Source organism: Paraglaciecola hydrolytica, from assembly GCF_001565895.1.
GTDB lineage: Bacteria > Pseudomonadota > Gammaproteobacteria > Enterobacterales > Alteromonadaceae > Paraglaciecola > Paraglaciecola hydrolytica.
The window spans coordinates 1,020,158-1,043,648 of record NZ_LSNE01000003.1 but is presented as its reverse complement, the minus strand read 5'-3'; the positions used below and the strand labels follow the sequence as shown (position 1 = coordinate 1,043,648).

Annotated in this window: 16 protein-coding genes; 6 read left to right on the top strand and 10 right to left on the bottom strand. The window is 43.3% G+C overall.

Annotation, left to right across the window (positions count from 1 at the left end; translation table 11 throughout):
• Nucleotides 1-102: 102 nt before the first annotated feature.
• Both AX660_RS07060 and AX660_RS07055 read right to left on the bottom strand, forming a co-directional pair.
• The gene (locus AX660_RS07060) at nt 103-852 is read right to left on the bottom strand and encodes a tRNA1(Val) (adenine(37)-N6)-methyltransferase (RefSeq protein ID WP_068374491.1); all 750 of its coding nucleotides are present in this window, start codon (nt 850-852) and stop codon (nt 103-105) included.
• Nucleotides 853-858: 6 nt separating this feature from the next.
• Nucleotides 859-1,488, bottom strand: a complete 630-nt coding sequence (locus AX660_RS07055; RefSeq protein WP_068374487.1) for an NAD(P)H-binding protein — start codon at nt 1,486-1,488, stop codon at nt 859-861.
• A gap of 130 nt (nt 1,489-1,618) precedes the next feature.
• On the opposite strand from AX660_RS07055, the gene AX660_RS07050 reads away from it, so the two are divergent.
• The 4 genes from AX660_RS07050 (at nt 1,619) to AX660_RS07035 (ending at nt 7,178) form a co-directional block, all read left to right on the top strand.
• The gene (locus tag AX660_RS07050) at nt 1,619-3,787 is read left to right on the top strand and encodes a S9 family peptidase (RefSeq protein ID WP_407669346.1); all 2,169 of its coding nucleotides are present in this window, start codon (nt 1,619-1,621) and stop codon (nt 3,785-3,787) included.
• Between the two features lie 223 nt (nt 3,788-4,010).
• A complete protein-coding gene (locus AX660_RS07045) occupies nt 4,011-5,006 on the top strand; it encodes a serine/threonine dehydratase (protein ID WP_068374481.1) in 996 nt (331 codons plus the stop codon).
• Between the two features lie 50 nt (nt 5,007-5,056).
• Complete coding sequence (locus AX660_RS07040) at nt 5,057-5,431, top strand: hypothetical protein (RefSeq protein WP_082768765.1); 375 nt, start codon at nt 5,057-5,059, stop codon at nt 5,429-5,431.
• A gap of 85 nt (nt 5,432-5,516) precedes the next feature.
• Nucleotides 5,517-7,178, top strand: coding sequence for an amidohydrolase (locus AX660_RS07035; RefSeq protein WP_068374475.1), 1,662 nt, complete (start codon nt 5,517-5,519; stop codon nt 7,176-7,178).
• Nucleotide 7,179: 1 nt separating this feature from the next.
• On the opposite strand, the gene AX660_RS07030 is transcribed toward AX660_RS07035, so the two are convergent.
• Both AX660_RS07030 and AX660_RS07025 read right to left on the bottom strand, forming a co-directional pair.
• Entirely contained in the window at nt 7,180-7,698 is a 519-nt protein-coding gene (locus AX660_RS07030) for a GNAT family N-acetyltransferase (protein ID WP_068374472.1), read from the bottom strand.
• 3 nt (nt 7,699-7,701) lie between these two features.
• Entirely contained in the window at nt 7,702-8,565 is an 864-nt protein-coding gene (locus AX660_RS07025; protein ID WP_068374469.1) for an MBL fold metallo-hydrolase, read from the bottom strand.
• 98 nt (nt 8,566-8,663) lie between these two features.
• Here AX660_RS07025 and AX660_RS07020 point away from each other — a divergent pair, with 98 nt between their 5' ends.
• Nucleotides 8,664-10,418 carry a Na+/H+ antiporter NhaC family protein gene (locus tag AX660_RS07020; RefSeq protein ID WP_068374466.1) on the top strand — a complete coding sequence of 585 codons (1,755 nt, stop codon included), beginning with the start codon at nt 8,664-8,666 and terminating at the stop codon, nt 10,416-10,418.
• Nucleotides 10,419-10,532: 114 nt separating this feature from the next.
• On the opposite strand, the gene AX660_RS07015 is transcribed toward AX660_RS07020, so the two are convergent.
• The gene (locus tag AX660_RS07015) at nt 10,533-10,748 is read right to left on the bottom strand and encodes a DUF1653 domain-containing protein (protein ID WP_068374462.1); all 216 of its coding nucleotides are present in this window, start codon (nt 10,746-10,748) and stop codon (nt 10,533-10,535) included.
• 2 nt (nt 10,749-10,750) lie between these two features.
• Nucleotides 10,751-11,932, bottom strand: a complete 1,182-nt coding sequence (locus tag AX660_RS07010; protein ID WP_235594672.1) for an MFS transporter — start codon at nt 11,930-11,932, stop codon at nt 10,751-10,753.
• A gap of 209 nt (nt 11,933-12,141) precedes the next feature.
• Between AX660_RS07010 and AX660_RS07005 the strand changes: the two genes are divergently transcribed.
• Nucleotides 12,142-12,621 carry an FKBP-type peptidyl-prolyl cis-trans isomerase gene (locus AX660_RS07005; protein WP_068374456.1) on the top strand — a complete coding sequence of 160 codons (480 nt, stop codon included), beginning with the start codon at nt 12,142-12,144 and terminating at the stop codon, nt 12,619-12,621.
• Nucleotides 12,622-12,660: 39 nt separating this feature from the next.
• Here the strand turns inward: AX660_RS07005 and dinB are convergent, their stop codons facing one another.
• The 4 genes from dinB to AX660_RS06985 all read right to left on the bottom strand — a co-directional run bounded on the left by dinB (nt 12,661) and on the right by AX660_RS06985 (nt 23,354).
• On the bottom strand, nt 12,661-13,731 hold the full coding sequence (dinB, locus tag AX660_RS07000) for a DNA polymerase IV (RefSeq protein WP_082768764.1): 1,071 nt from the start codon (nt 13,729-13,731) through the stop codon (nt 12,661-12,663).
• 171 nt (nt 13,732-13,902) lie between these two features.
• Nucleotides 13,903-20,715: a di-heme oxidoredictase family protein gene (locus tag AX660_RS23535; RefSeq protein ID WP_082768763.1), complete on the bottom strand. Its 6,813-nt coding sequence runs from the start codon at nt 20,713-20,715 to the stop codon at nt 13,903-13,905.
• Between the two features lie 14 nt (nt 20,716-20,729).
• A complete protein-coding gene (locus tag AX660_RS06990) occupies nt 20,730-21,419 on the bottom strand; it encodes a PEP-CTERM sorting domain-containing protein (RefSeq protein ID WP_068374449.1) in 690 nt (229 codons plus the stop codon).
• A 408-nt stretch (nt 21,420-21,827) separates the two neighbouring features.
• On the bottom strand, nt 21,828-23,354 hold the full coding sequence (locus AX660_RS06985; RefSeq protein ID WP_068374446.1) for a glycosyl hydrolase family 18 protein: 1,527 nt from the start codon (nt 23,352-23,354) through the stop codon (nt 21,828-21,830).
• Nucleotides 23,355-23,491 lie beyond the last annotated feature (137 nt).

Below are 23,491 nucleotides of genomic sequence, written 5' to 3'. Positions count from 1 at the left end.
TCTCCTATAACTTTCGTGAGTACTAGACTTTTATCAAGACTAGAGTGTCATTCCAATTTTAGCTGCCTTACTGCACTAAGTTTATGTAAAGGTAATAAACGTTTAAAAAGCTAAATAAAACGCTTTACACAAACTAATGTAGTCATCTGAATAATGCTTGTCTTTATTATAAATAGTCAACCGATTAATTTGCGCCTCCTTTTTATAACGACTGAATTTTAATAATACTCGAGTGAATTTTGCTGCTGGCTGAGTTTGCACCAGTAATTGTTGCTCAAGATGCAAACCAAGTAGTGCCCCATAGTTAATAAAATTTTCGGCACAATCTGCTGGTAAAACACAATAAAAACAACCGCTCTGTGATAGGTGAATGTTTACATAATTTAATAATTCGGTGTGCAACAAACTCGTGGTTTGTCTAGCAACGATACGTGACAAATCGGCTTTAGGTGCATTTTGTTGGTTAGCAGTAATATTTAAGGGAAAATACGGTGGGTTACTGACGATCAAATCAAAAGACTGACAACAGTGCGTTGCAGTTTGTAACTCTTGCGCCGCTAGTTGGACAAAACTCAGCTTGTCAGCCCAGGGGCTATTTACACCATTAACCTTAGCTTGCTCAACAGCTTCATGATCAATATCTATGCCTAAAATCTTTGCGGTGGAAGTGGATTTTTGTGCCAACATCAACGCTAACAAACCTGACCCAGTGCCGATATCCAAGATGTTTGTTGCGCCTGCTGGTTCAATCCAGCTACCTAACATAATGCTGTCGGTGCCCACTTTCATGGCACAGCGACTATGTTCGATATAAAACTGCTTAAACTGAAATCCCTTATTTTTGCCTGTCATGTTTACTCAAAATTGTTGCAAACGGATCATCTGCGCCGCTACTTCGGCAGCATGTACAGGGCGGTATTTTGCCAATTTGCCTTTGAATACAGGGCTTATAAAACTCGCAATATTAGCGGCCAAGGTTTCAGCAAAGCGTTGTTCTTTGCGTTCTCCCAGTAGTAAAGAAGGTCTCACCGCCGATGATTGAGGCAATCCCGACATGGCCATGATGGCGTTTTCAAGCTCGCCTTTAACGCGTAAGTAAAAACTACGACTTTTAGCATTGGCTCCAACGGAAGATATCCACACAAAACTTAAGGCTCGCTGAGCACGGGCTAATTGAGCAGCGATATGCACATATTCAAAATCCACTTTACGAAAGGCAGCACGACTACCAGCCTGTTTAATTGTGGTACCTAAACACACATAAATATGCTGGGCACCAAAGTAGCCCTGATATTCTTGTAAGCGCTCAAAATCAATAACTATGGGTTGCAATTTAGCCTGTTGGTTGTTAAAAAGCTGGCGGCTTAAAGGCTTACGCAACAAACAGGTAATAGTTTCATAGCGCTCATCTACGAGCAGTTGTTCAACCAAGGCTTTTCCAACTAATCCCGTGGCCCCCAGCACTAATGCATGAATTTTTACTGACATGTTTTACCTGCACAATAATACTTAAAGGACTTGGCCACGTTCAACCAATGACAGAAGCTAATGTAACTCAAGCAGGATACTGATAATAATGAAAAAACTCACCTGTCTTTTATTTTTGGGACTCAGTTTTATGACAAACACCAGCCACAGTGACACCCTAAGCATAGAACGTATATTCACTTCGCCAGCTTTAGATGGCAGCGCGCCACGCAATTTAAAAATATCACCAGACGGCAAACGAGTGACTTTTTTACAAGGTAAAAGCAGTGACTATGAGCGCCTAGATTTGTGGGAGTACGACCTCAAAACTAAAAAGACCCAGATATTATTTAACTCCGATGATTTAAGTTCAGGCCCAGAAGCACTCTCAGATGAAGAAAAAGCCCGCCGCGAGCGTATGCGTTTAAGTGGCACAGGTATAGTAAGTTATGAATGGTCACCAGATGGCACGGCCTTATTATTCCCTTTGGCTGGAGATCTATATTATTTTAAATTGGGCGCTAAAAAAGCCCTGCAATTGCTTGATACTCCTGAGTTTGAAACCGACTTTAAGTTATCGCCTAATGGCAACTATGTGTCATATGTACGAAACCAAGATTTGTACATCAAACATATCAAAAACGGTGTCGAAACCCGCTTAACTCATGATGGCCAAGGCAATATTAAAAATGCCATGGCTGAATTTGTCGCTCAGGAAGAAATGAGCCGCATGACAGGTTATTGGTGGTCACCAGACGAGCGTTATATCGCCTTTACCCAAATTGATGAAAGCCCAGTACAACAAGTCACCCGCAGTGAAATTTATGCGGATTCTATTCAGATGATCACTCAACGTTATCCTGCCGCTGGTACGCCTAACGTACTGATTAAACTGGCCGTGATGGACGTTGCCAGTCAGCAAACTCAATGGGTGGACTTGGGTGAAGATAAAGACATTTATTTAAATCGCGTAGATTGGATGGCTGACAGCCGTAATTTAACTTATCAAATGCAGCCGCGTAGTCAGCAAACCTTGTTGCTCAAGGCGTATAATCTGCATGATAAAAAACAGAGCACTTTATTAACAGAAACCAGTGCAATGTGGATTAACCTACATGACGACTTACATTTTTTAAGCGACAAAAAACAATTTGTTTGGGCCTCAGAACGTGATGGTTTTAAACATCTATATTTGTACAACAACGACGGCACGTTGGTAAAACAACTCACTAAAGGTCCTTGGGTGGTTGACGACATCAAGGCAATAGATGAAAAGAAACAACTTATCTATTTTACCGGCAGAGTTGATACGCCCACTGAAGCCCATCTTTATTCTGTATCCCTAAAAAATGACGAGCTAAAACGCATTACTCAGCGCCGCGGTTTTCACAACATAAGCTTTAGCCAAGATGCCAGCATTTATGTGGACAATTTTTCTACGGTCAACAGCCCTGCTCAAGTTAGCTTGCATCGGGCTAATGGCGAACATATCACTTGGTTGAGCGAAAATGCCATTGATACCAATCACCCCTTATTTGCCTATCAGGAGCAATGGGTTAAACCGGATATTGCTAGTTTTAAAGCAGAAGATGGTACAGAGCTTTATTACCGCCTGTATAAACCGCAAAATCTGCAAGAAAAACATCCAGTTATCGTTTATCTATACGGCGGTCCCCATGCCCAACAAGTCACTAACAGCTGGGCTGGCAATCGTGGTTTGTTATTCCAACATTGGGTAAACAAAGGTTATGTTGTGTTTACCCTAGATAACCGTGGCTCAAACTACCGTGGTAAAGCTTTTGAAGATCCTATTTACAAAAAAATGGGTGATATCGAAGTACGGGATCAGATAGAAGGTGTTAAGTTTTTACGCAATTTGCCTTATGTGGATGCCACAAGAATTGGTATTCACGGTCACAGTTATGGCGGATACATGACCTTAATGGGCATGTTTAAAGCTGGCGATTATTTTCAAGCAGGGGTAGCTGGCGCACCAGTAACCGACTGGGAACTCTATGATACTTTCTACACTGAGCGTTATATGGGTGACCCCAGAACCGATAAAGCAGCCTATACCGCTTCTTCGGTATTCCCATACGCAAAAGACCTAAAAGGCGACTTGCTGATCTATCACGGTATGGCCGACGACAACGTCTTGTTTACTCACAGCACCATGTTGTATAAACACTTACAAGACTTAGCCATTCCTTTTGAAAGCATGGATTACCCTGGTAAAAAACACAGCATAAATGGCAAAAACACCGGTATCCACTTGTATAAAACCATCACCAACTTTTTTGATAAACATTTTGGTATGTAACAAAACCACTTACTAGTGGCTAGTAAATGGCCACTAGTAAACATAAATGAGTTACTTGTGTCGTTTTATCTAACAAGGCATCTAATAAACTCATGTTTTTTCTCCCTTACAAAAATTTTTTGTAAGGGACTGAATTCAAGTCAGTCATAAAGTAAGTCATAAACTAATTCATCATGTTAATATGCACCTAAGCCCATTACCTGCCTTTGAAAATTAACGAACTATGTCGTCAGTCAGCCTTCAAGACATCCAGCAAGCACAGCAACGTATACAACCTTTTATCAATCAAACTCCTATTCTCGAGTCAACTTTACTCAACGAATGGTTAGGACACCGCATCTTGTTTAAGGCTGAGTGTTTACAAAAAATTGGCGCCTTTAAAATTCGTGGCGCACTCAACATGTTGTTAAAAGCGCAGGAAGAAGGCACTCTCGCCAGCCACATCGTGGCCAGCAGTTCAGGTAATCATGCGCAAGCTGTAGCCTATGCTGCTAAGTTATTGGGTAAAAAAGCCACGATATTTAGTGGCCAAAATATTTCTAGTGTTAAAGCCGCAGCCACCCGTTTTTATGGTGCAGAGTTAAAATTATATCCAACCCGCAGAGAAGCCGACCAACAAGTTAAACTTGCCGCCAGTGAGCCTGATACTTTGTGGGTGCCACCTTTTAATCATGCCGACATTATTGCCGGACAAGGCACTGTAGTGGCCGATGCCTTAGAGCAAACGGGACCCGTGAATGGCGTATTTGCTCCTGTTGGTGGTGGTGGTTTAGTTGCGGGTACTTTGATTTATGCCAAAGGCATCAATCCTAATTGCGCGGTCGTAGGCTCTGAACCCCTTATGGGTAATGACGCAGCCCAGTCCTTGCGTGCTGGTACTATTCAATCTCTGGATGATTCACCCAATACTTTGGCGGATGGCGCAGCGACCTTGGCAGTAGGAGAAGAGACCTTTCCCTTTTTACAACAACTCGATGACATAGTTGAAGTAAGCGAGACCCAAATTGCCTATTGGACCCAATGGTTACAACATCTATTAAAAATCCACGTCGAACCTACCAGTGCCATGAGTATGCAAGCGGTTTGTCAGTGGTTAAAAAACCAAAACAGTCCGCAAACCGTATTGGTGATCCTCTCAGGTGGCAACATTGACCAAAGCAAAATGCAAAAAATCTGGCAGACCAATCACCTAGAAGAACTACCTAATTTGTTGATTTAAAGGCAGAATACTGCCATAACTAAGACTATTTTACGTTTGGGAACCTCATTTTGCGCTTAAGCTTGCTATTAACCTTATTGCTGTGCCTGCCTGTTTTACCGGTTAAAGCCACTGTCGAGTTTAGCCCCACTTGTACGATTATTTATTCATTACAACGTAATGCTGAGTCTTATTTTATCGACGAAGTAACTCAGTTAGATGCCCAACTTAAACGCCAAAACATTCACTTAATTGATTTGAATAATTGGTACTACGAAGCGCCCTACCTTAGTGTGACTGGCCGCGAACGTAGTTTGTTGCGGGAACGCTATCAACTGCCCGCCAACACCAATCAAGCAGTGGTGCTCGACTCAAAGGGTTTTGAAATCAGTAGACACACTGGCTCAGTCACCCTTGTTACTTTGGTACTTGCCTGTCCTGAGTGATATTTAAACAAGGCAAACTCTTGCTTGTCTGTCTTGCTTAAGGCAAGTTATCAGTACTTATCCAGCTGATTTCTAGGAAGTACCCATGAAAACGTTGTTAATCACTGTACTTATGCTGTTGAGTACTGCCGTGCAGGCTGCCCCTAGCCAACTATTTAACGTGAAAGGTTACACACTCGACAACGATGGCAAATTATTAAGCTTTAGTAATTTGGTATTTGATGGTGGCAAAGTAATCGCCATTGGTGGGAGCGAGCTATCCAAAAAATACCCTCATGCCACCCAGCTTGACGGTCACAATAAGGTACTACTACCTGGATTAATTGATGCCCATGGTCATGTTATGGGTTTAGGTGAATCCTTACTTGAAGTTGACTTACGTGGTGTTGGCTCAGCCAGTATTGCGGCCCAACAAGTCAGTGATTACGCAAAAAAACATCCTGAATTACAGTGGATTACTGGCGGTGGTTGGAATCAAGTATTGTGGCCCGACAAACAATTTCCAAGCGCCCAGTTGTTGGATGAATATATTCAAGATAGGCCTGTCATATTATCTCGGGTAGATGGACACGCCAGTTGGGTAAATAGCAAGGCTTTAGAATTAGCTGGCATTACTAAAGAAACCTTAGATCCACCGGGTGGCAAAATTATTCGTGATGCCAAGGGCAACCCCACTGGCGTACTGATAGATAAAGCAGATAGTTTAGTTTGGCAGCACCTACCTCAATCCTCAGAAGCCAGTACAAAAAACAAACTAGATGTCGCAGGTGAGCACCTGCTATCACTAGGGATTACTAGTGTTCATGATGCTGGTATTGGTGAAGATATTTATGATTATTATATAAAGCGCCAAGCAGAGCATTCTTTACCTGTACGTATCTACCCAATGCTGTCGGCTAGTGACCCCCATCTAAGCGCTATGCTTAAAAGAGGCTTTGTACAAGACCAGTATGACTACTTATCTATTCGCAGTGTAAAAGCTTATGGTGACGGGGCTTTAGGCAGCCGAGGTGCTGCATTATTAGCACCTTATTCAGATGCACCAGACAATAGTGGTTTATTGCTCACCCGTGAAGCAGATTTTAAACCCCTTTTTGATCTTGTCCTAAGTCATGGCTTTCAACTTAACTTTCATGCCATCGGTGACCGAGCGAACCGCATGGTATTAGATCAATTTGCCGACAGCTTTAAACGAATTGGTGGTCAAGACCTTCGTAACCGAGTTGAACATGCCCAAGTGGTAGCGGTGGAAGATATTCCTCGCTTCCTCAGTTTAAACATCATTCCTTCCATGCAACCCACTCACGCCACCAGCGACAAAAACATGGCCGAAGATCGCATTGGCGCAGAACGTTTAAAAGGCGCTTACGCTTGGCATACCTTTTTAAAACAAGGCTCACCACTGGCCTTTGGTTCAGATTTTCCGGTAGAACTCGCCAATCCATTTTACGGTTTACATGCGGCAGTAACGCGGCAAGATCGTGACAATCAGCCAGTTGCTGGTTGGATCCCTGAAGAAGCGTTAAGCATTCAACAAGCATTTCGGGCTTTTACCCTTGATGCAGCCTATGCCGCCCATCAAGAAAATATCTTAGGTGGATTGACGGTGGGTAAGTGGGCCGATTTTATATTGGTTGATCAGGATATTTTTAAGATTAAAGCGCAAGATATCTGGAAAACTCAAGTAATCGAAACCTGGATTGCGGGTGAACAACGTTACGTTTTAGCCGATGCCGAGAATAAATAAGCTAATTTGTAATCAAAGCTAATAAAGAGGTTTGCTCAAGAACCATATACAAACAGTTTTGCATATTGCCAGGCATAGGATCGGGATAGTTAGCTAGCTCAAATCCCAGTGAGGCGTAACATTGCAAAGCGACTAGATTATCGGCAAATACAAACAATGACGCCCCTTGGGCGTTTTGTTGTTTATGGGCAAGGGCCAACAGTTTTTTTATCAAAGGTTTAGCAAGCCCCTGCCCTCTGAACGATGGATTTACCCCTAAACGTCCTAGATGGTGGCGCCCCAAGCGCATATAAAACTGGCCAAAGGCCAGCATCTGCTGAGAATTGTCTGTTAATACATAAGAATTAAGATGCTCAGCTTGCATTAAATCTAAAAAGTCATTGTCAGCCATGGGGTAAACCATATTCGGCCCACCCCAAGTAAATATTTGTGCAGTGCTGTTAAACCAGGTTTTAACACTGAGCAAGTGCTGCTCAGTAGCGTTAACCAGTTGATAGTTTTCGCGACTGCTTTGTTGCATTATTTACTGCCCATTATATAAAGTGCTGATCCACTTTTCTTCAGTAATAAATTGCCAAGACCAGCCTTTCCACTTATCACCCAAACCCACAGCGATTAAATCATCGAGGCTCACACCCTGATTTTTTTTGGTTTTAACAAAAGCGGCCGTTTCAATCATCATATCCAGCAAGGTTTGATAATCTGCTTTAGTGGCTAATTTGCCATGGCCCGGAATAATACGACTGTCACTATTGAGCATAGTTAACAAGCTTTGCACATTCTTGATATAACCCGCTACCGTGCCGCCGCCATTCAAATCAACATAAGGAAAACGCCCTTCAAAAAACAAATCGCCAGCGTGTAATACATTAGCCTCTTTAAACCAAATCACGCTATCGCTATCGGTATGACCGGCTGGCAAATGCATCACCTGAATGGTTTCACTATTAAAGTGAAAAGTAAGCCCTTCTTCATAAGTGACCATAGGCAAAGCTGAGGTACTTAATTCTGCATCTTCGGCCAAACGATTACGTACATTTTCATGAGCAAAAATAGTGCTGTCTTGCGTATCTTTGAAATAGGCATTTGAGCCGGTGTGATCGCCATGATAGTGAGTGTTGATCAAGTATTTGACCTTAGATTTATCCAAGGTACCTAAAGCTTCGGCAATCTTTTCTGCCATGGGTACGTATTGATCATCAATCACCAACAAACCATCACTACCGGCTGATACACCAATGTTACCGCCCATGCCAGTTAACATGTGGACTGATTCACTCACATGCTGAGCCGTTATTTTAGCGGTTGCAAAGGCATCTTGTGCCTGCGCCGAAAAAATCCCTAATGAAGCAAAAATGCTTGCCAGAGTCAGTACCTTTATAGACATTGTTTTTAGCCCTTTTTTATTTGAAAAGTAAAAGTAAAAATGGAAAGTAAATGTTAGATTGAGTTATTAATGCTAACAATAAAATAAAAGAATACAGCATGTCGAAGCTCAACAAACAGTTTACCTTAATTTTATTTTTAATTTGTATCGCCAGCGCTTTTTATATCAACTTCAACATTCCTGCCACTTGGGTTGAATCCCAATTACGCTACCAAACCTATACGGATGCAGAGGGTAATTGGATGTATAGAGCGGCCGGTAAAACTATTGCTATCGATAATATCGTGGCTTATCAAGATTCCGAACTGAGTCAGCAAGCCTTAGATAAACTGAGTGGAGCGCCTAGCATTAAACAACAGTGGGTTAGCTTGCCGACCGACGCAAACATAACAGCTGAGGAAGTCGCTGCAAATCTGGTGTTGCTTAAGGCCGATTTTCATTTTGGCATCTGGTCGCTATTACCTGCTTTTATCGCCATCGTTTTATGTTTGTTAACCCGAGAGCCACTGGTTGCCCTCGCAAGTGGCATAGTGGTAGGCGCCATAATGCTAGGGCAATTTGACATATTAAATCTTGTTTTGATCCCTACCATTGGCACCACAAACGCCGCCTCCATCCTGATTTTATATTTATGGTTGTTAGGTGGATTGATGGGCATTTGGGCTAAAACCGGTGCAGCCCAAGCGTTTGCAGACTATATGAGCCTTCATTATGTTAAAGGTCCACGCTCGGCCAAAGTCGTCACTTGGTTTTTAGGTATTATCTTTTTTCAAGGTGGCACCATGAGCACGGTACTAGTGGGCACCACAGTTAAACCCCTCGCAGATAAAGCAGGAGTGAGCCATGAAGAACTCAGTTATGTGGTTGATTCCACCGCCTCTCCAGTCGCGTCGCTTATCGCATTTAACGCTTGGCCTGCTTATATTCAGGGCTTTTTGTTTATACCCGGCGTGGCTTTTTTAGCCACCGAGAGTGATCGTATCGCCTTCTTTTTTGCCAGCGTGCCCCTGAGTTTTTACGCCATTTTTGCGATTATTGGCACCTTATTACTCAGTTTGAATATCACCACTTTTAGTGGTCCTTTATTGAAAAGAGCCAATCTGCGAGCTAGCACAACCGGTGAACTAGATGCGCCCAATGCATCCCCAATCGCCGCCAAAGAATTACACAGCGCCCAATCAGCACCAGGATATAAAGCCCATGTGCTTGAATTTATTTTGCCTTTAGTCAGCTTAATTTTAGTCGCTATTGTTTCTCACTTTGTGATGGGCTCACCGCAAATTCATTGGGCTTTTGCCAGTGCTTTATTACTCTCGATTATTATCGCGCTGTATAAGGGCATCGGCTTAAGTGCGGTATTAGATGGTTTTGGCAATGGTTTAAAAGGCGTGGTCGTCGCATCGGTAATTTTAATGTTAGCACTCACTATTGGCATGTTAAGCAAACAGCTTGGTGGTGGAATATATTTGGTAGAATCCTTAGGCGCTCAAATTCCTTTTTGGTGCCTGCCGGTTATCTTGCAATTAATGACCATGCTAATTGCCTTTTCTACCGGTACCAGTTGGGGCACTTATGCCATCGCTTTTCCGCTGGCACTGCCTTTGGCTTGGACTATCGCCCAAACGCAAGGATTGGCCCATCCAGAATTGTATTTAATGGTGTGTTTTGCCACTGTGCTTAATGGCAGTGTATATGGCGATCAGTGTTCGCCTATCTCAGATACCACGATTTTAAGTTCGATGACGACAGGCTGTGACTTGATGGATCATGTTAAAAGCCAGATTATCCCTGCAACTTATGCCGCCACATTAGCGGCACTATGTTGGACGCTGACTGTCGTGTTTTTTGCCTGATCGTTTGGAATTATCTTGGCTTGTTGTAGATAGCGGCTTTAGCCCTTCAAAATAGAGATGTTGTTATAAGCGGCCTCAAGGCTAACCTACCGTTTATTTCATCAACGATAGTAATTAATCGGCCTCTATCAAGCTAAAACGTGGCATATCAATGTCATCAACCATCACCCTTTCACTGAACATGGCTAAAGGTCTAACCCATAAGCCTTGTTCACCGTAAAGTGGCCGATAAACGACCAATTCAGACTCATCTTCAGAATGTTTGGCAATACCAATTACTTGATAATCGTTGCCTTTATAATGGCGATACTTGCCTGCAACTATAGTCATAATTAACTCACTCCCCGCTTTAAACTAAATAATCCTTTACTGCCTTGTATGCCTACAACTACCACTAACAAGGCCACAATCGCTAAACTAAACACTAACAGACCTTGCCAGCCTAAGAGGTTGAGCAGTAATCCTGCACTGAGTGAAGCAAGCGCCTGACATCCAAAGACCATAAACTCATTAAGGCCCTGTACTTTAAATTTTTCTGCCGTTAAGTAGCTTTTAGCTAATAACACGGTGCCACCTACAAACAAAAAATTCCAACCAATACCTAATAATACTAGTGCGACCCAGTAGTTAAGCAAATGCCCACCACTTAAGCCTGCAACTATGGTCAGTATATAGGCGGCAATGCCCAGCATAATCACACGATTCACGCCTATCTTAGTCATCAGCCAGCCACTGAATAAAGACGGGAAAAACATCGCAAAGATATGGCTTTGGATCACCCATTTGGTATGTTGCAAACTGTGATGCTCTATCACATGCATATGCACGGGTGTAGCGGTCATAATAAAACTCATCAGCGCATAACCCACTACTGAAGCCGATACCGCTAAGATAAACACCGGTTGTTTGATGATAATCCTTAAGGGCCGCCCAGTGCCGTCCTGCTTGTTGATTGCAACATGAGTATTATTGGTTGCAGTGAATAATAGACAGGCAAGTACCAAAATACCGGCCATCAAATAAAAACCGCCAATAAATTCCGTTGTGACTAATCGATTACCCAACATAACCAGCTCTGGCCCGATAAAAGCCGCCAGCAAACCACCCAAAAGTACAGTGGACGCAGCCTTGGGCATCAATTCAGGACTGACAGATTCCATCGCAGCAAAACGAATTTGCTGAAACCCTGCTGTGCTGATCCCCAACATAAAACCACTCAAGGTAAAGGCACTAAAGTTTTGTTGAGTAATGCTCCACGCCGCAAAAATACAGGCCACACACGATGATAGTGCCAGAGCACTAAACACAGGTTTACGCCCAAAGTGTTGCATCAAGCGGGTAAGGGGCAATACACCGGTAGCAACTCCAACAATCATCATGGCTAAGGGTAAAGTTGCCCACTTAGGATCAGGGGCAAGCTGGGCACCTAATACGCCGCCCGACAATACCATCATAGTACCAACACACATCACCAGTGCCTGAATCAGGGTTAATAACCAAACATTAGCCGGCATGGCGCGCATAACCTTATTACCTAGTTTAAAAATTAAGTATGAAAAAATAGTCTACCCATATAGTTAAAGCCCACAAGCTTTTGTTGTAAGCAATGTTTACAGGAGCTGTAAGACCTAGAAAATACAAGCAAACAGGGCTTACATCCCTATCTATAAGCCGCTGAATTATTTACTATTTGGCGACATAGTATAAATAGATAGAATTCAACATGAACAAGATTTTTGCTCGGCCTCTTATAGCCTCTTTAACCATGGTTATTTTAACCAGTTGTAGTTCAACTTCAGAGGTGTGCACTAAACCTGGCGCGGCTTTAAATCAGGTAAATGCACAAATGTTTTTTATCAAAAACGCCAAACAACAAGGTGTACAAAAATCGCCGCTGGGTTATCAATACAAAATAGTCCAGCAAGGTAAGGGCACTCAACATCCCAAATCAGGCGATACCGTGTTAGTCAATTATATTACCCGCCGCTTGGATGGAACGGTCATTGATAGTGGCATCCGTGCAGCTCTGCCCGTTTCTAAAGTCATTGAAGGCTGGAAACTGGCCTTAAGCGAAATGGTGGTAGGTGATTCATGGCTTGTTTATGTACCAGCAAAACTCGCTTATGGCTGTAAATCCCAGCCATCCAACGCTGGTTATGATGAAGCACTGATGTTTGATATGGAGCTACTAAAGATTCAATAACTAAGCAATATGATCTGCATCTGCCATGTAAGGGCTTTATTAGCTCGACATTTGATGGTTAAAATCAAAACTCAGTTGTTGCTCTGTGCGCTCTGGCATTAAACCCACATGTAAGCCGACTAAGCGGATGCCACGGTTTTGCTGGCGTTCAAGGGCTTGCTTCAGTAGCTCTGCAAAATAGCTTTTAGTTAGTACCTTGCAACGGTGTTCAACGGTAGTTTGTTGAAAATCACTGAATTTTAATTTGATCCCCTGACTTTGAATATGCAGATCGGGGCTGGCTTTGAGCAAACGTTTTTTTAACATAGGAAACAAGGCTTCAACCATTTGCTGGCACTCGGTTTTACTGCTAATGTCTTGGGCCATAGTGCGCTCCACACCGACCGATTTACGTAGTCTGTCGGTTTGCAGCTCTCGTTCATCTTCACCGTGGCTTCGGGCCCAAATCACCGCACCAAATTTACCAAAACGTTTAATCAATTCATCAAAAGGAAACTGTCTTACATCCGCACACGTGTGCAAACCCATAGTATTGAGTTTTTCACAGGTAACTTTACCTACACCAGGAATTTTACGTAGAGGCTGTTTTAAGACAAAAGCATCCAACTTGTCTGGGGTTATCACACAAATACCATCTGGCTTGTTTTCGTCGCTGGCAATTTTGGCGACAAATTTACAGGGTGCTACGCCTGCTGAGGCCGTCAAGCCAGTTTCGGCAAAAATTGCCTTGCGAATATCCTGAGCGATCAAAGTGGCACTGCCAGCAAACAACTCTGAATCACTCACATCCAAGTAGGCTTCGTCGAGTGACAATGGTTCGATTTTATCGGTATAGCGGGCAAAAATTTCACGGATTTGTTTAGAAATATCACTGTAAACTTCCATACGCCCAGGAGCCAAAACTAAATTAGGACAGAGTTTAAACGCATGAGCTGTGGCCATGGCAGAACGCACGCCAAATTGACGGGCAATATAATTACAGGTAGAAATCACTCCACGCCTGTCACTACTGCCGCCAATGGCTAAAGGCACTTCTCGCAAAGCGGGGTTGTCGCGCATTTCTACCGCTGCGTAAAAGCAGTCCATGTCGATATGTATTATTTTACGCATGTTGAAAACATCGAAGAGCCTTAGCTCTGTGTGCAGAAAGACTGAATAAATATACTGTATAAACCACTGTATACTTAGTCAATTTAAAATTTGATGAAAGGTAAATAACAAAAAGCCCCTAAGCTGGTTTAACAGCTTAGGGCCTTATTATTGATTATCAGAATCTAACGTTTATAAAGAGTTTAAAAACGCCAAAACTGCGGCTTTATCACCTGAGTTAAGGCTTTCAAAAGCGACTCTTGATGCCGCAGATTCGCCACCATGCCACAACACAGCTTCTTCAATAGTACGTGCACGACCATCATGCAAATAACTATGTTCCGGTGTGCATATTTCATTGCCTTGGCCTCCGATAGGATTGGTTACGCCGGCCGTCACACAAGCTGACAACCCTAAACCCCATAACGGCGCAGTACGCCATTCGGCACCACTGGCCTGCCCTTCAGCCAAGGAATCAGCTAAACCTTCCCCCATATCATGCAATAGCAAGTCAGTATAAGGATGGATGGTTTGACTTCTTAACTCCGATAAAGGATGGAATTCACTGGTTTGTAAAGTATCAGTATGACAACCCACACAACCAATGTTGGAGAACAGGGCTTTACCTTGTTGAACTTGCGTACTATCAATATCACGTTGTGCGCGCACGCCCAACAATGAAATATATTTACTCAGTTCATCCAGGTGTTTGTCGGAAACTTCTGAACCTGCAACTCCACAAGTCGTTTGCGCAGAACCACAATCTGGCTCAGGCAATATGCTATTCATAACACCCATATCATTGTTAAAGGCAGTGGCTACCTGATGTTTGATACTAAAAGCCGCAGCTTTATAACCAAAGCGGCCTAAACGGGTTTCACCAGTCTGTGGATCTAATGTGCGTTGGGCGCGACCTGAGATCCCATCATCATCTAGATCATCAGCGTCTTCCATGGCGATGATGGCCGATTCAGGAATGGCTTCTAACAAACCTAAACCCACCAGTTGTGGCGCTATACGTGCCGAAAACTGTGCAGGTGTAGCTTTACTGAATTGGTAATTTGGTGAGCGTAAACCGTTGTTCTCGGTCCACGAAGCAATAGATACATTGCCTTCTCCTTGGGTGTTGTTATCAATACCGACATTTTTGGGTTGCAAGATACGACCAATATTAGCATCCGGCGCGCCGCTAATATCACCGACTTTGAACACCCACTTATCTAATGACTCACCAATAGCAACTGGTGCAGCGCGACCATTACGGACGTGGCAACCTGCACAGCTCTCATTAACGTAGTGAGTACCTGCTTTGCCTACAACTTCATTAAATATGCCATTCTCACCACCGTGTTCATCATGTTGTCCATTAATAAAACTGCTGTGATGCACCCGACGACCTTCTACAAATACCTGACCATTTACATTCGACAAGTTAGTGGCCATTTGCATAAAGTGATTGTCTGGCTCATTGGTGTAGTTATAAGGCAAAGTGGTTTTACCGCCTAACCAGGCAGACTGATCAATAGGATAAGAGTCTTCACGCTCTGAGGCTAAATCACCAAAAGTACCGACAGTTTTCCACGGCACCATACCTTGCCCTACAATGTACAAGTAGGTAGTACCGTAGTAGTTTTCGCGACCTTCAGGCGGCGCATCAAGGAACTGGCTGACTTCCACTTCCATACGTTGACCTACCTCTAAAGGCAACATTCCGTTTGAAGCACTCCAGTTTAGCGGGCGATAATCCTCAATCACTACACGGTAACGGTATTGATCCCCAACATTACTGATTTTATTAAAGTTAAAATCGTAACTACCGTTATCAACCTCTACTACCGCGCCGCCACCAAAGTAGTTACCGTGATATTCGGCTACTGTGCCTAAACCGCGGTACCAAGCTCTGAACTCACGAGCGCCTAGTTTCCATTCAGTAATAAAATTAACCTCGATGGTGGAGCCACCTTTAGCCACATAATCGACAAATTCAAATTGTGCAGTACGGTGAGTCCAATAATGTGAAAGGTAATGATCGTAAATTTGGAACTGATCTTCTTTGGCATGACGATCTCGGCCACGGTCGGCAAAGCGTGTGACTAAAGCATCACCCCGGTCAAAGGAGATAGGTTGCTCTAACGTTGTGCTACCACTATATAAGGGCGTAATGTCGCCAATATTGATACTGTAAGCAACCAGATGCCACACACCACCTAAACCATCGCCGTTGGTATCGCCAGCGGCCAAATCACCACTGTAAAAATACAAAGGACGGTCGTTATGGGTAGCTTGGATGCTGCCATCGTCACGAGTAATTGTGCTTAAACCCGCTACACCAGAAGCTACACCGTCAGCCACTAATAGCGGCGGCCAGTTGGTGGCGCAGCCATCATTACAAATACTGCCGTCAACAATGGGTAAATCATTGTCAAACACGTAGAGAGCAAAACCTGCGCGCGGAGAGCCGTAACCACCCACTAAAATATCATTAATCGACGATACTTCGCTGACCGATTGCACTATGGGGCAGCCTTGCGCATCAACTAAGCTGTTAGCAGGGGTTGCTGGGCATTGGTCAAACTCATCAGCCACGCCATCATTATCAGCATCGTCAATGGGGATTAAGGCACAACCATCAGCATCTACATCAACACCAGGTGCGGTATTGGGGCAAAGATCAACATCATCCAGTACACCATCATTATCACTGTCGCCGATAACTACAATGGTACAGCCGTTGGCATCAACTTCATCACCTGCTGGTGTATTAGGGCAATTATCAAAAGGATCTCCCACTCCATCACCATCGGTATCAGCAGACAAATCATTACCTACAATATAAGTAGCGATAGGAGAATCAATTACCGGGCCACTATCTTGTAAATAGGTAAAGTTGTAGCTGATCACATCACCACTGGTCAGATTGCCAAGGTTATAGGTATTGCGTGAGCCAGCATTTTGCATACGCAGATTTTGTTGACCACCTCCGTTAAGGCGATAATGCACATCGGCCCAACCCACAGTATTCACATAAAATACCACTGCATTGGCACTAAATTGCTCTATACCTGTGACACTGCCAGTAACAATGGCACAACCTGCGGCATTCACTGGTGTACCTGCAGGTGTACCTGGACAGGCATCAACATTGTCATACACACCGTCACCATCGCTATCAACATTGGCCACAAGGGTACAGCCGTTTTCATCGACTGCAGTACCCGCGGGAGTATTAGGGCATAAATCATCACCGTCTAACACCCCATCACCGTCGGTATCTGTTGCTGCTGAAGAACCTAAATAGGCTATATCGTCAAAATAAAAAGTCCAAGCCGCAGCATTACCGGCGGCATCGCCCATTATACCCAGATCATAAATAAGGGTAATTTGACTAAGACTGCCGGTAACTCCCGTAAAATCAAAGGGCAAGACCTCCCAGCCGCTGCCGCTATGGGCCACGTTGCGTTCTTGATTTAATCCTTCGAGTTTAAACAGTACGTTAACTGCCCGTGCCGACCAGACTTTCATCGTGAAGATAGTGTTATCAATATCCACAGGTGAATCCAGATTTAGCGTCGTGCCCCCCCAATGTTGAGCTGCAAATTTTTGCATTTGTGCTACTTGCACACTGGTATTGGCCGCACTATTTTGTGGATTGGCGATAACCGTTGCCACGCCGCCATCAAAGTTGGTGAAAGTATAACTGGCAGGGCTTGCTTCAAAATCAACTAACAAGGTAGATGAGTCGGCTTCCTCGTCAGTTGCAAAGCCCATATCGTCGTAATAAAAGGTCCAGTTAGCCGGATCAGAATCAGCATTACCCAAAGTGCCCAAATCAAAAATCAAGGTAATTTGGCTGACACCACTACCCACTGCTCCAGCAAAATCAAAATTTAATAGCTCCCAGCCAGAACCACTATGAGCAACGATGCGTTCAACATTCATGCCTTCAAGTTTAAACAGCACATCAACGGCTCGGTCTGACCAGACTTTAAGGCTAAACACTGAATTATCAACATTGATGGCTGAGCTCAAATTCAAGGTAGAGCCACCCCAATGCTGCCCAGCATATTTTTGCATTTTTACCACTTGGGCACTGCTATTACCTGCACCACTATGAGGGTTAGCAACAACTGTGGATACACCACCATCAAAATTGACAAAAACGTAACTTGAGGGCGCAGACTCAAAATCCACTTTAAAACCAGAGGCTGGCGGTGGTGGCTCAACCACTTCCTCAGCCTTGGGATAAGTAATGTCGTCGTAGTAGAAGGTCCAATTATCTGGATTGTTATTGGCATCACCCATCACACCTAAATCAAAGATGATGGTTATTTTACTGACGTTAGTACCCACTGCGCCGGCAAAGTCAAAAATGAGTTCTTCCCAACCCGAACCGCTGTGTGCCACGTTACGTTCGACATTCATGCCTTCAAGCTTAAACAACACATTGACCACTCGGTTCGACCAGACTTTCATCTTGAACACTGTACCATCAACATCAATAGGCGCAGGCAAATCTAAGGTAGAACCACCCCAAGATTGCGCGGCAAATTTTTGCATTTGCACCACTTGTGCACTGATATTGATATCTGTGCTATGTGGGTTAGCTATGACAGTAGAAACACCACCATCAAAGTTATTAAACCCATAAGAGTTAACCGCTTGTTCAAAATCCAGCACCTCGTTTTGTGGCTCCACATAGAAGGCAACATCGTCGTAGAAAAAGGTCCAGTTGCTCGGATTACCTGCAGCATTACCCATGATACCTAAATCAAAAATAACCGTGATTTTTGTTACACCTGTGCCTACTGCACCGCTAAAGTCAAAGGTCAGTTCTTCCCAGCCAGAACCACTATGAGCCACATTGCGCTCAACATTCATGCCCTCTAGTTTAAACAGCACATTGACTGCTCGATCAGACCACACCTTCATGCTAAACAAACTATTATCTACATCGATGGGCGCAGCTAGATTGAAAGTAGTACCACCCCAAGATTGGGCGGCAAACTTCTGCATTTGCACGACTTGGGCACTGGAATTAGCACTGCTACTGTGTGGATTGGCAATGACAGTAGAAACCCCACCATCAAAATTGTTAAAACCATAACTTGCCTGAGTTTGTTCAAAATCCACTAATACCTGTTTATCCAGGCCATTACCCGGCGGAGCTACCTCACCTTCGACAAAAGCCACATTATCGACTCTGAATACTGCACCTTCACCTTGTCCCCAATCAGGAAAAATCATCACCACGTCGATACCGTTTAGGTTAAGTCCACCCCCTGCAAGATTACGTAGCGGAATAGCATAATGCTGCCATTCAGTCGTAGGGGTTTTAATAGTGACAACAGCCTCAGTGGTAGCACCTGCTTGCTCTACTTTAAGATTCCAACTAGCGCTGGTATTGGTAGGCGCGCTGACCAGTTTAAGATCAAATTCTAATACGCCGTTATTTAACATCGGCGAACCATCATAGGGTTTAGGTAGATTAGAAACATTGGTATTAAAACCCACTACGGTAGGTGTTGAGCCGATGGCAAACTCCACCACACCGCCGTGCTCTCCGTCCTCTAACACTACTGCTGGTGTTGAACCACCACAACAATCCCAAGCTGGCCAGCTTTCATGCATCTCATCGGCAAATATCACCAACTCGCGGGCAATACCATCAGAAGGTGGCACCGGCGTAGGCGCTTGACCTTGTTTTAGGGTGCCGCCATTTTGAATTAGCTCATCATAGCCGGGGGTCACCGTGGCACAGCCTTGGCCATTAAGCGGAGAGATTGAACATTCATAAACACGCACATAATCCACTTCAAAGATATTATTTTGATGAAAAGCACTGGGATCAACACCGCCAGTATTAACGTTTTCAGGCCAACTACCACCCACTGCAAAATTTAAGATCAAATGAAATTTTTCATCAAAGGGAGCGGCATTCCACACTACTTCACCATTGATTTCGGTATACCAGCCTTTGTGTGACAAACCATCAGGCTGCCCTTGCCCGTTTACTGTTACTTCAGACTGGCGCTGGGTTGCATACAACACGCCGTCCATATACCAACGCATCTCTCCCTCTTCCCATTCAAGGGCATAAACATGAAAAGCATCCGCTGGGTTTTCTTTATTCGCTAATACATAGTTATGACCGGAATGATCGTTATTCGGCCAGCTTTTACCATAATGCAATGTGCCATATACATCAGTTTGCACCTCGGCAGAACCAGCAGATAAAGGCGCACCGAGGTTAACTGCTTCAAAAATATCTATTTCACCAGAATGTGGCCAACCACCATAAACTTGCTCAGTCGGTAACATCCAAATTGCTGGCCATGAACCTTGACCTCTAGGCGCCTTGGCACGAATTTCAAAACGGCCGTAAGTCCAATCCGCTTTACCTTTGGTCAGCAATTTAGCTGAGCTATAAGGCAATGGTTGTCCCGCTTGTGGCTTAGCCACAATCTTGAGCACGCCATTATCCAAATAAGCATTTTCAGCATTGTCGGTATAACATTGTTTTTCAGCATTGCCACCACCGTTACAATCTAAGGCGTAGCTCCACTTATTCAGGTCAATGTTGCTGCCATCAAATTCATCGTTCCACACCATAGTCCAGTCTGAAGCGTTATTCTGTAGGCTTAAATCAAAAGTGATGGCACCACGGGTAAGCTCAAAAGCAACATTAATGTTAAAAGACTCACCGGCAGCAAGTTGTTCTTTGTTCACTAACAGATAAGGTTGTTCTTCGGTGGTTTGTCCGTCAGCATTGACCACAGGCACAGAGGTATTACCAATGACTAAGTGAAAAGGTCCAGCTAAGGCTGTTGCAGACGTATTTTTGATGGTCACCAATACTTTGTTGGTGCGAGTTACTCGATCAAGTACTGGACGAGAGGAGCTTAAATCAAGCCCCGCGTCAATGGGGCTCCAATCTGCTAACGAAGGAACAGACCAAATAAAACAGAGGCCACAAACGAGACCTCTTAATAAATTAAAGGTTTTCATACTGACATCCTTGTTTAAAATGTTTTGCGACGAACAGCTAGACCAAATAAGCCAAGTGCAAACAGTGCCAAAGATGCGGGAGTCGATGCACCCACCACGGCTTTTTGCTCAGTTAAGCTGACACTACTGATAGACAGGGTGGAACCAAAAAAGTCAGTATCAAACCCTGCAATGCCTAGTAACACCTGAAAATCCAAACTCCAGTTAGTTTGGTTAGCAAAGGAGCTATCAAGCTCAAAAGACAAGTTGTAGTTTTGACTACCATCGATATCGGTGGGTGATACCAAAAACCCAAAATCGCCATGTTGATTGTAATAGTCACTGCCATCAAACAAAGCAATCATGAAATAATCTGCAATAAAATCCTGTTCGTTACTGTTCGATTCGCTAAAGACACTAAAATCCATAGTCAGTAAAAAAGTACTGCTACTTGCACCACTAAGATCGAGATTTTGAAATAGTGTATTGGCTGCGTAATAAACATCGGTATTGGCATAATCAACATTGATTGAAGCTGCGCAATTGGGAGCACTGCCATCAAGAGTGAAGTCATTTGTTCCACCCGCAAAGCCATCAGTATCGGTTTGCCAACCGTTTAAGCTACATGAGTTGGCAAAATCGCCATTGGTAATCATCGCTGCAGACAAAGACCCACTCATAAAAATAACCACTAAACCGCCCAACATTGCCTTCAATTTGTTCATTTATGTATCTCCTGACATATCTTTTTATGTATGCAAAACGCTGTTTGCATTTTGCGAAGCCCTATCAAATCAAAATTGTAAGCGCTTACATTTCTATTGAAAGCGCTTACATATTTTTAACAAACAGAGACTATGCGAAGTTCAAAAAATAATCAATGCTTTGTTTTCCACTCTAAAAACGCATTAAGGTGAACAAAAACAGTCGAAATAACTTGAAGACAATAAATTAAGCTATTGTTTTTTATCAACATAAAAATTTCAATCTTGATTGAAATGTTAATAAATCAAAGTTGCTTATCATGTTAATAAATATCTTATATTGTTAATAAATTAATTTACGAGCGGGATATCTACGTAGTTGGCCATGGAAATACATAAACGTATAAAAAAACTACTGCACCAAAACTCTTAAAGAGTTTTGGGGGCAGCGACCTGAGAGGCAATAGTTGCCAAAATATTTGAAGTACGACTTGAGTCGTGAGACAACTCCCAAATCATCACACCTGAGCCATGTTTAAGTGCCAATTCAGTTTTGGCTTGTAAAGTAACTAAACCGTTGTAAGTAATGTAGTCACAACCTGCACACAAATTACCCATGACATCCTGTTGCAAAATGTCACTACCATACAAAGCAACCAGATCTTTAATAGCGTAATCACTCCGATACTGGCCAAAGCCATAGCCGTAAAAAGGTAATCCCAACACTAACTGTTGTTTAGTTAAACCTCGGTGGAGCCATAGCTGCACATCCTGCACTGCTTGCTGATACGTAGAATGTTCAATACCAGCTTGCCCCCAACTAGGACCAATAGCGTCATACGACATGATATTCACAAAATCAAAATAAGAGATCGAATCTATCGGGATCATGCCCCCCTCATAAGAGGCGGTGGCACTTGTTAATAATTTACCTTGAGGTTTTAATTGGGCCGACAGCGCCTGAATAAAAGGCGTGTAATTACCTGCATTATCAATTTGAGTCAGCAAAATCCCTTCAAGATCTATATCCAAACCATCAAGGTTTAAGTCTGTCATCAAGTTGATTAATTTGCTGACCAGTTGTGGGCGATTTTCACTCTGTAATAAGCGGTGCCAATCCCCTGAACAACTAGGGATCACCCCGCCCGCCAACGACATCAATACTTGAACTCCTGCTTGATGGGCACGTTCTACCACCTCACGTATTTCATCACCTTTGACATGCTCTGTGCTGTATCCAGGCATACACAATAAATTTTCATTAAGTAGAAAATCCCCCTCGGCATTGGGATTAGCAAAAGATAAATTAAGGTGAGTTAGATTATGCAAATCCACATTTTTAATACTTTCAGTTAGTCCCTTATAACCTGGTAAGTAACCCACTACACGTGGTTTGGTAGCAGTTTCAAGCGTATGTAACCGTGCTGATGAATAATCACGGGACACCACATTGCCTGAATTACCAAACCAACCAGAATCTCCTGTAACAGGCTGATTTAACGCAACTATATGTAACTGGCCCTCTGCAACAAAGGCATTAGCATCGTCTTCGACATAACATTGCAATTCATTATTACCTCCGCCAGCACAGTTAGTTTCGTATTGCCATTTACTCCCATCGATTGCCTTACCATCAAATTCATCGGCCCACACGAGTTGCCATTTACCACCTTGGCTAATTTGACTATTTTGTTCCGCAGGACGGCATACTTCGGGCACCAGATTGGTTTGAGGACTAGGCTGCTGAGCTGGTCTCTGAAGTGGTATATCTGATGAGGTTCCACCACAGGAAATCAATAATGTCGCTAAAACTAAAATCAAAAATATTTTCATTTGGTTCTCAAATTGTGCAAAAAAGTTAATCGCGGTGCCGTTATGCAAGATATAAAAACTTAATACATCCCCTGCAAAAAAATTGCCTAAGTCACACTGCACTAGAATATTTGTGAACCACATTAGAAGCCGATGACAACGCTGTCAAATTATTTACTGATAAAAATAATTCAACAATATAAAACCGTAAGGGCCATCCGTTAAGGATGGCATTTGGATTTATTTGCTATAAGTCCTTTAGTACCTAATTACCTTTTCAA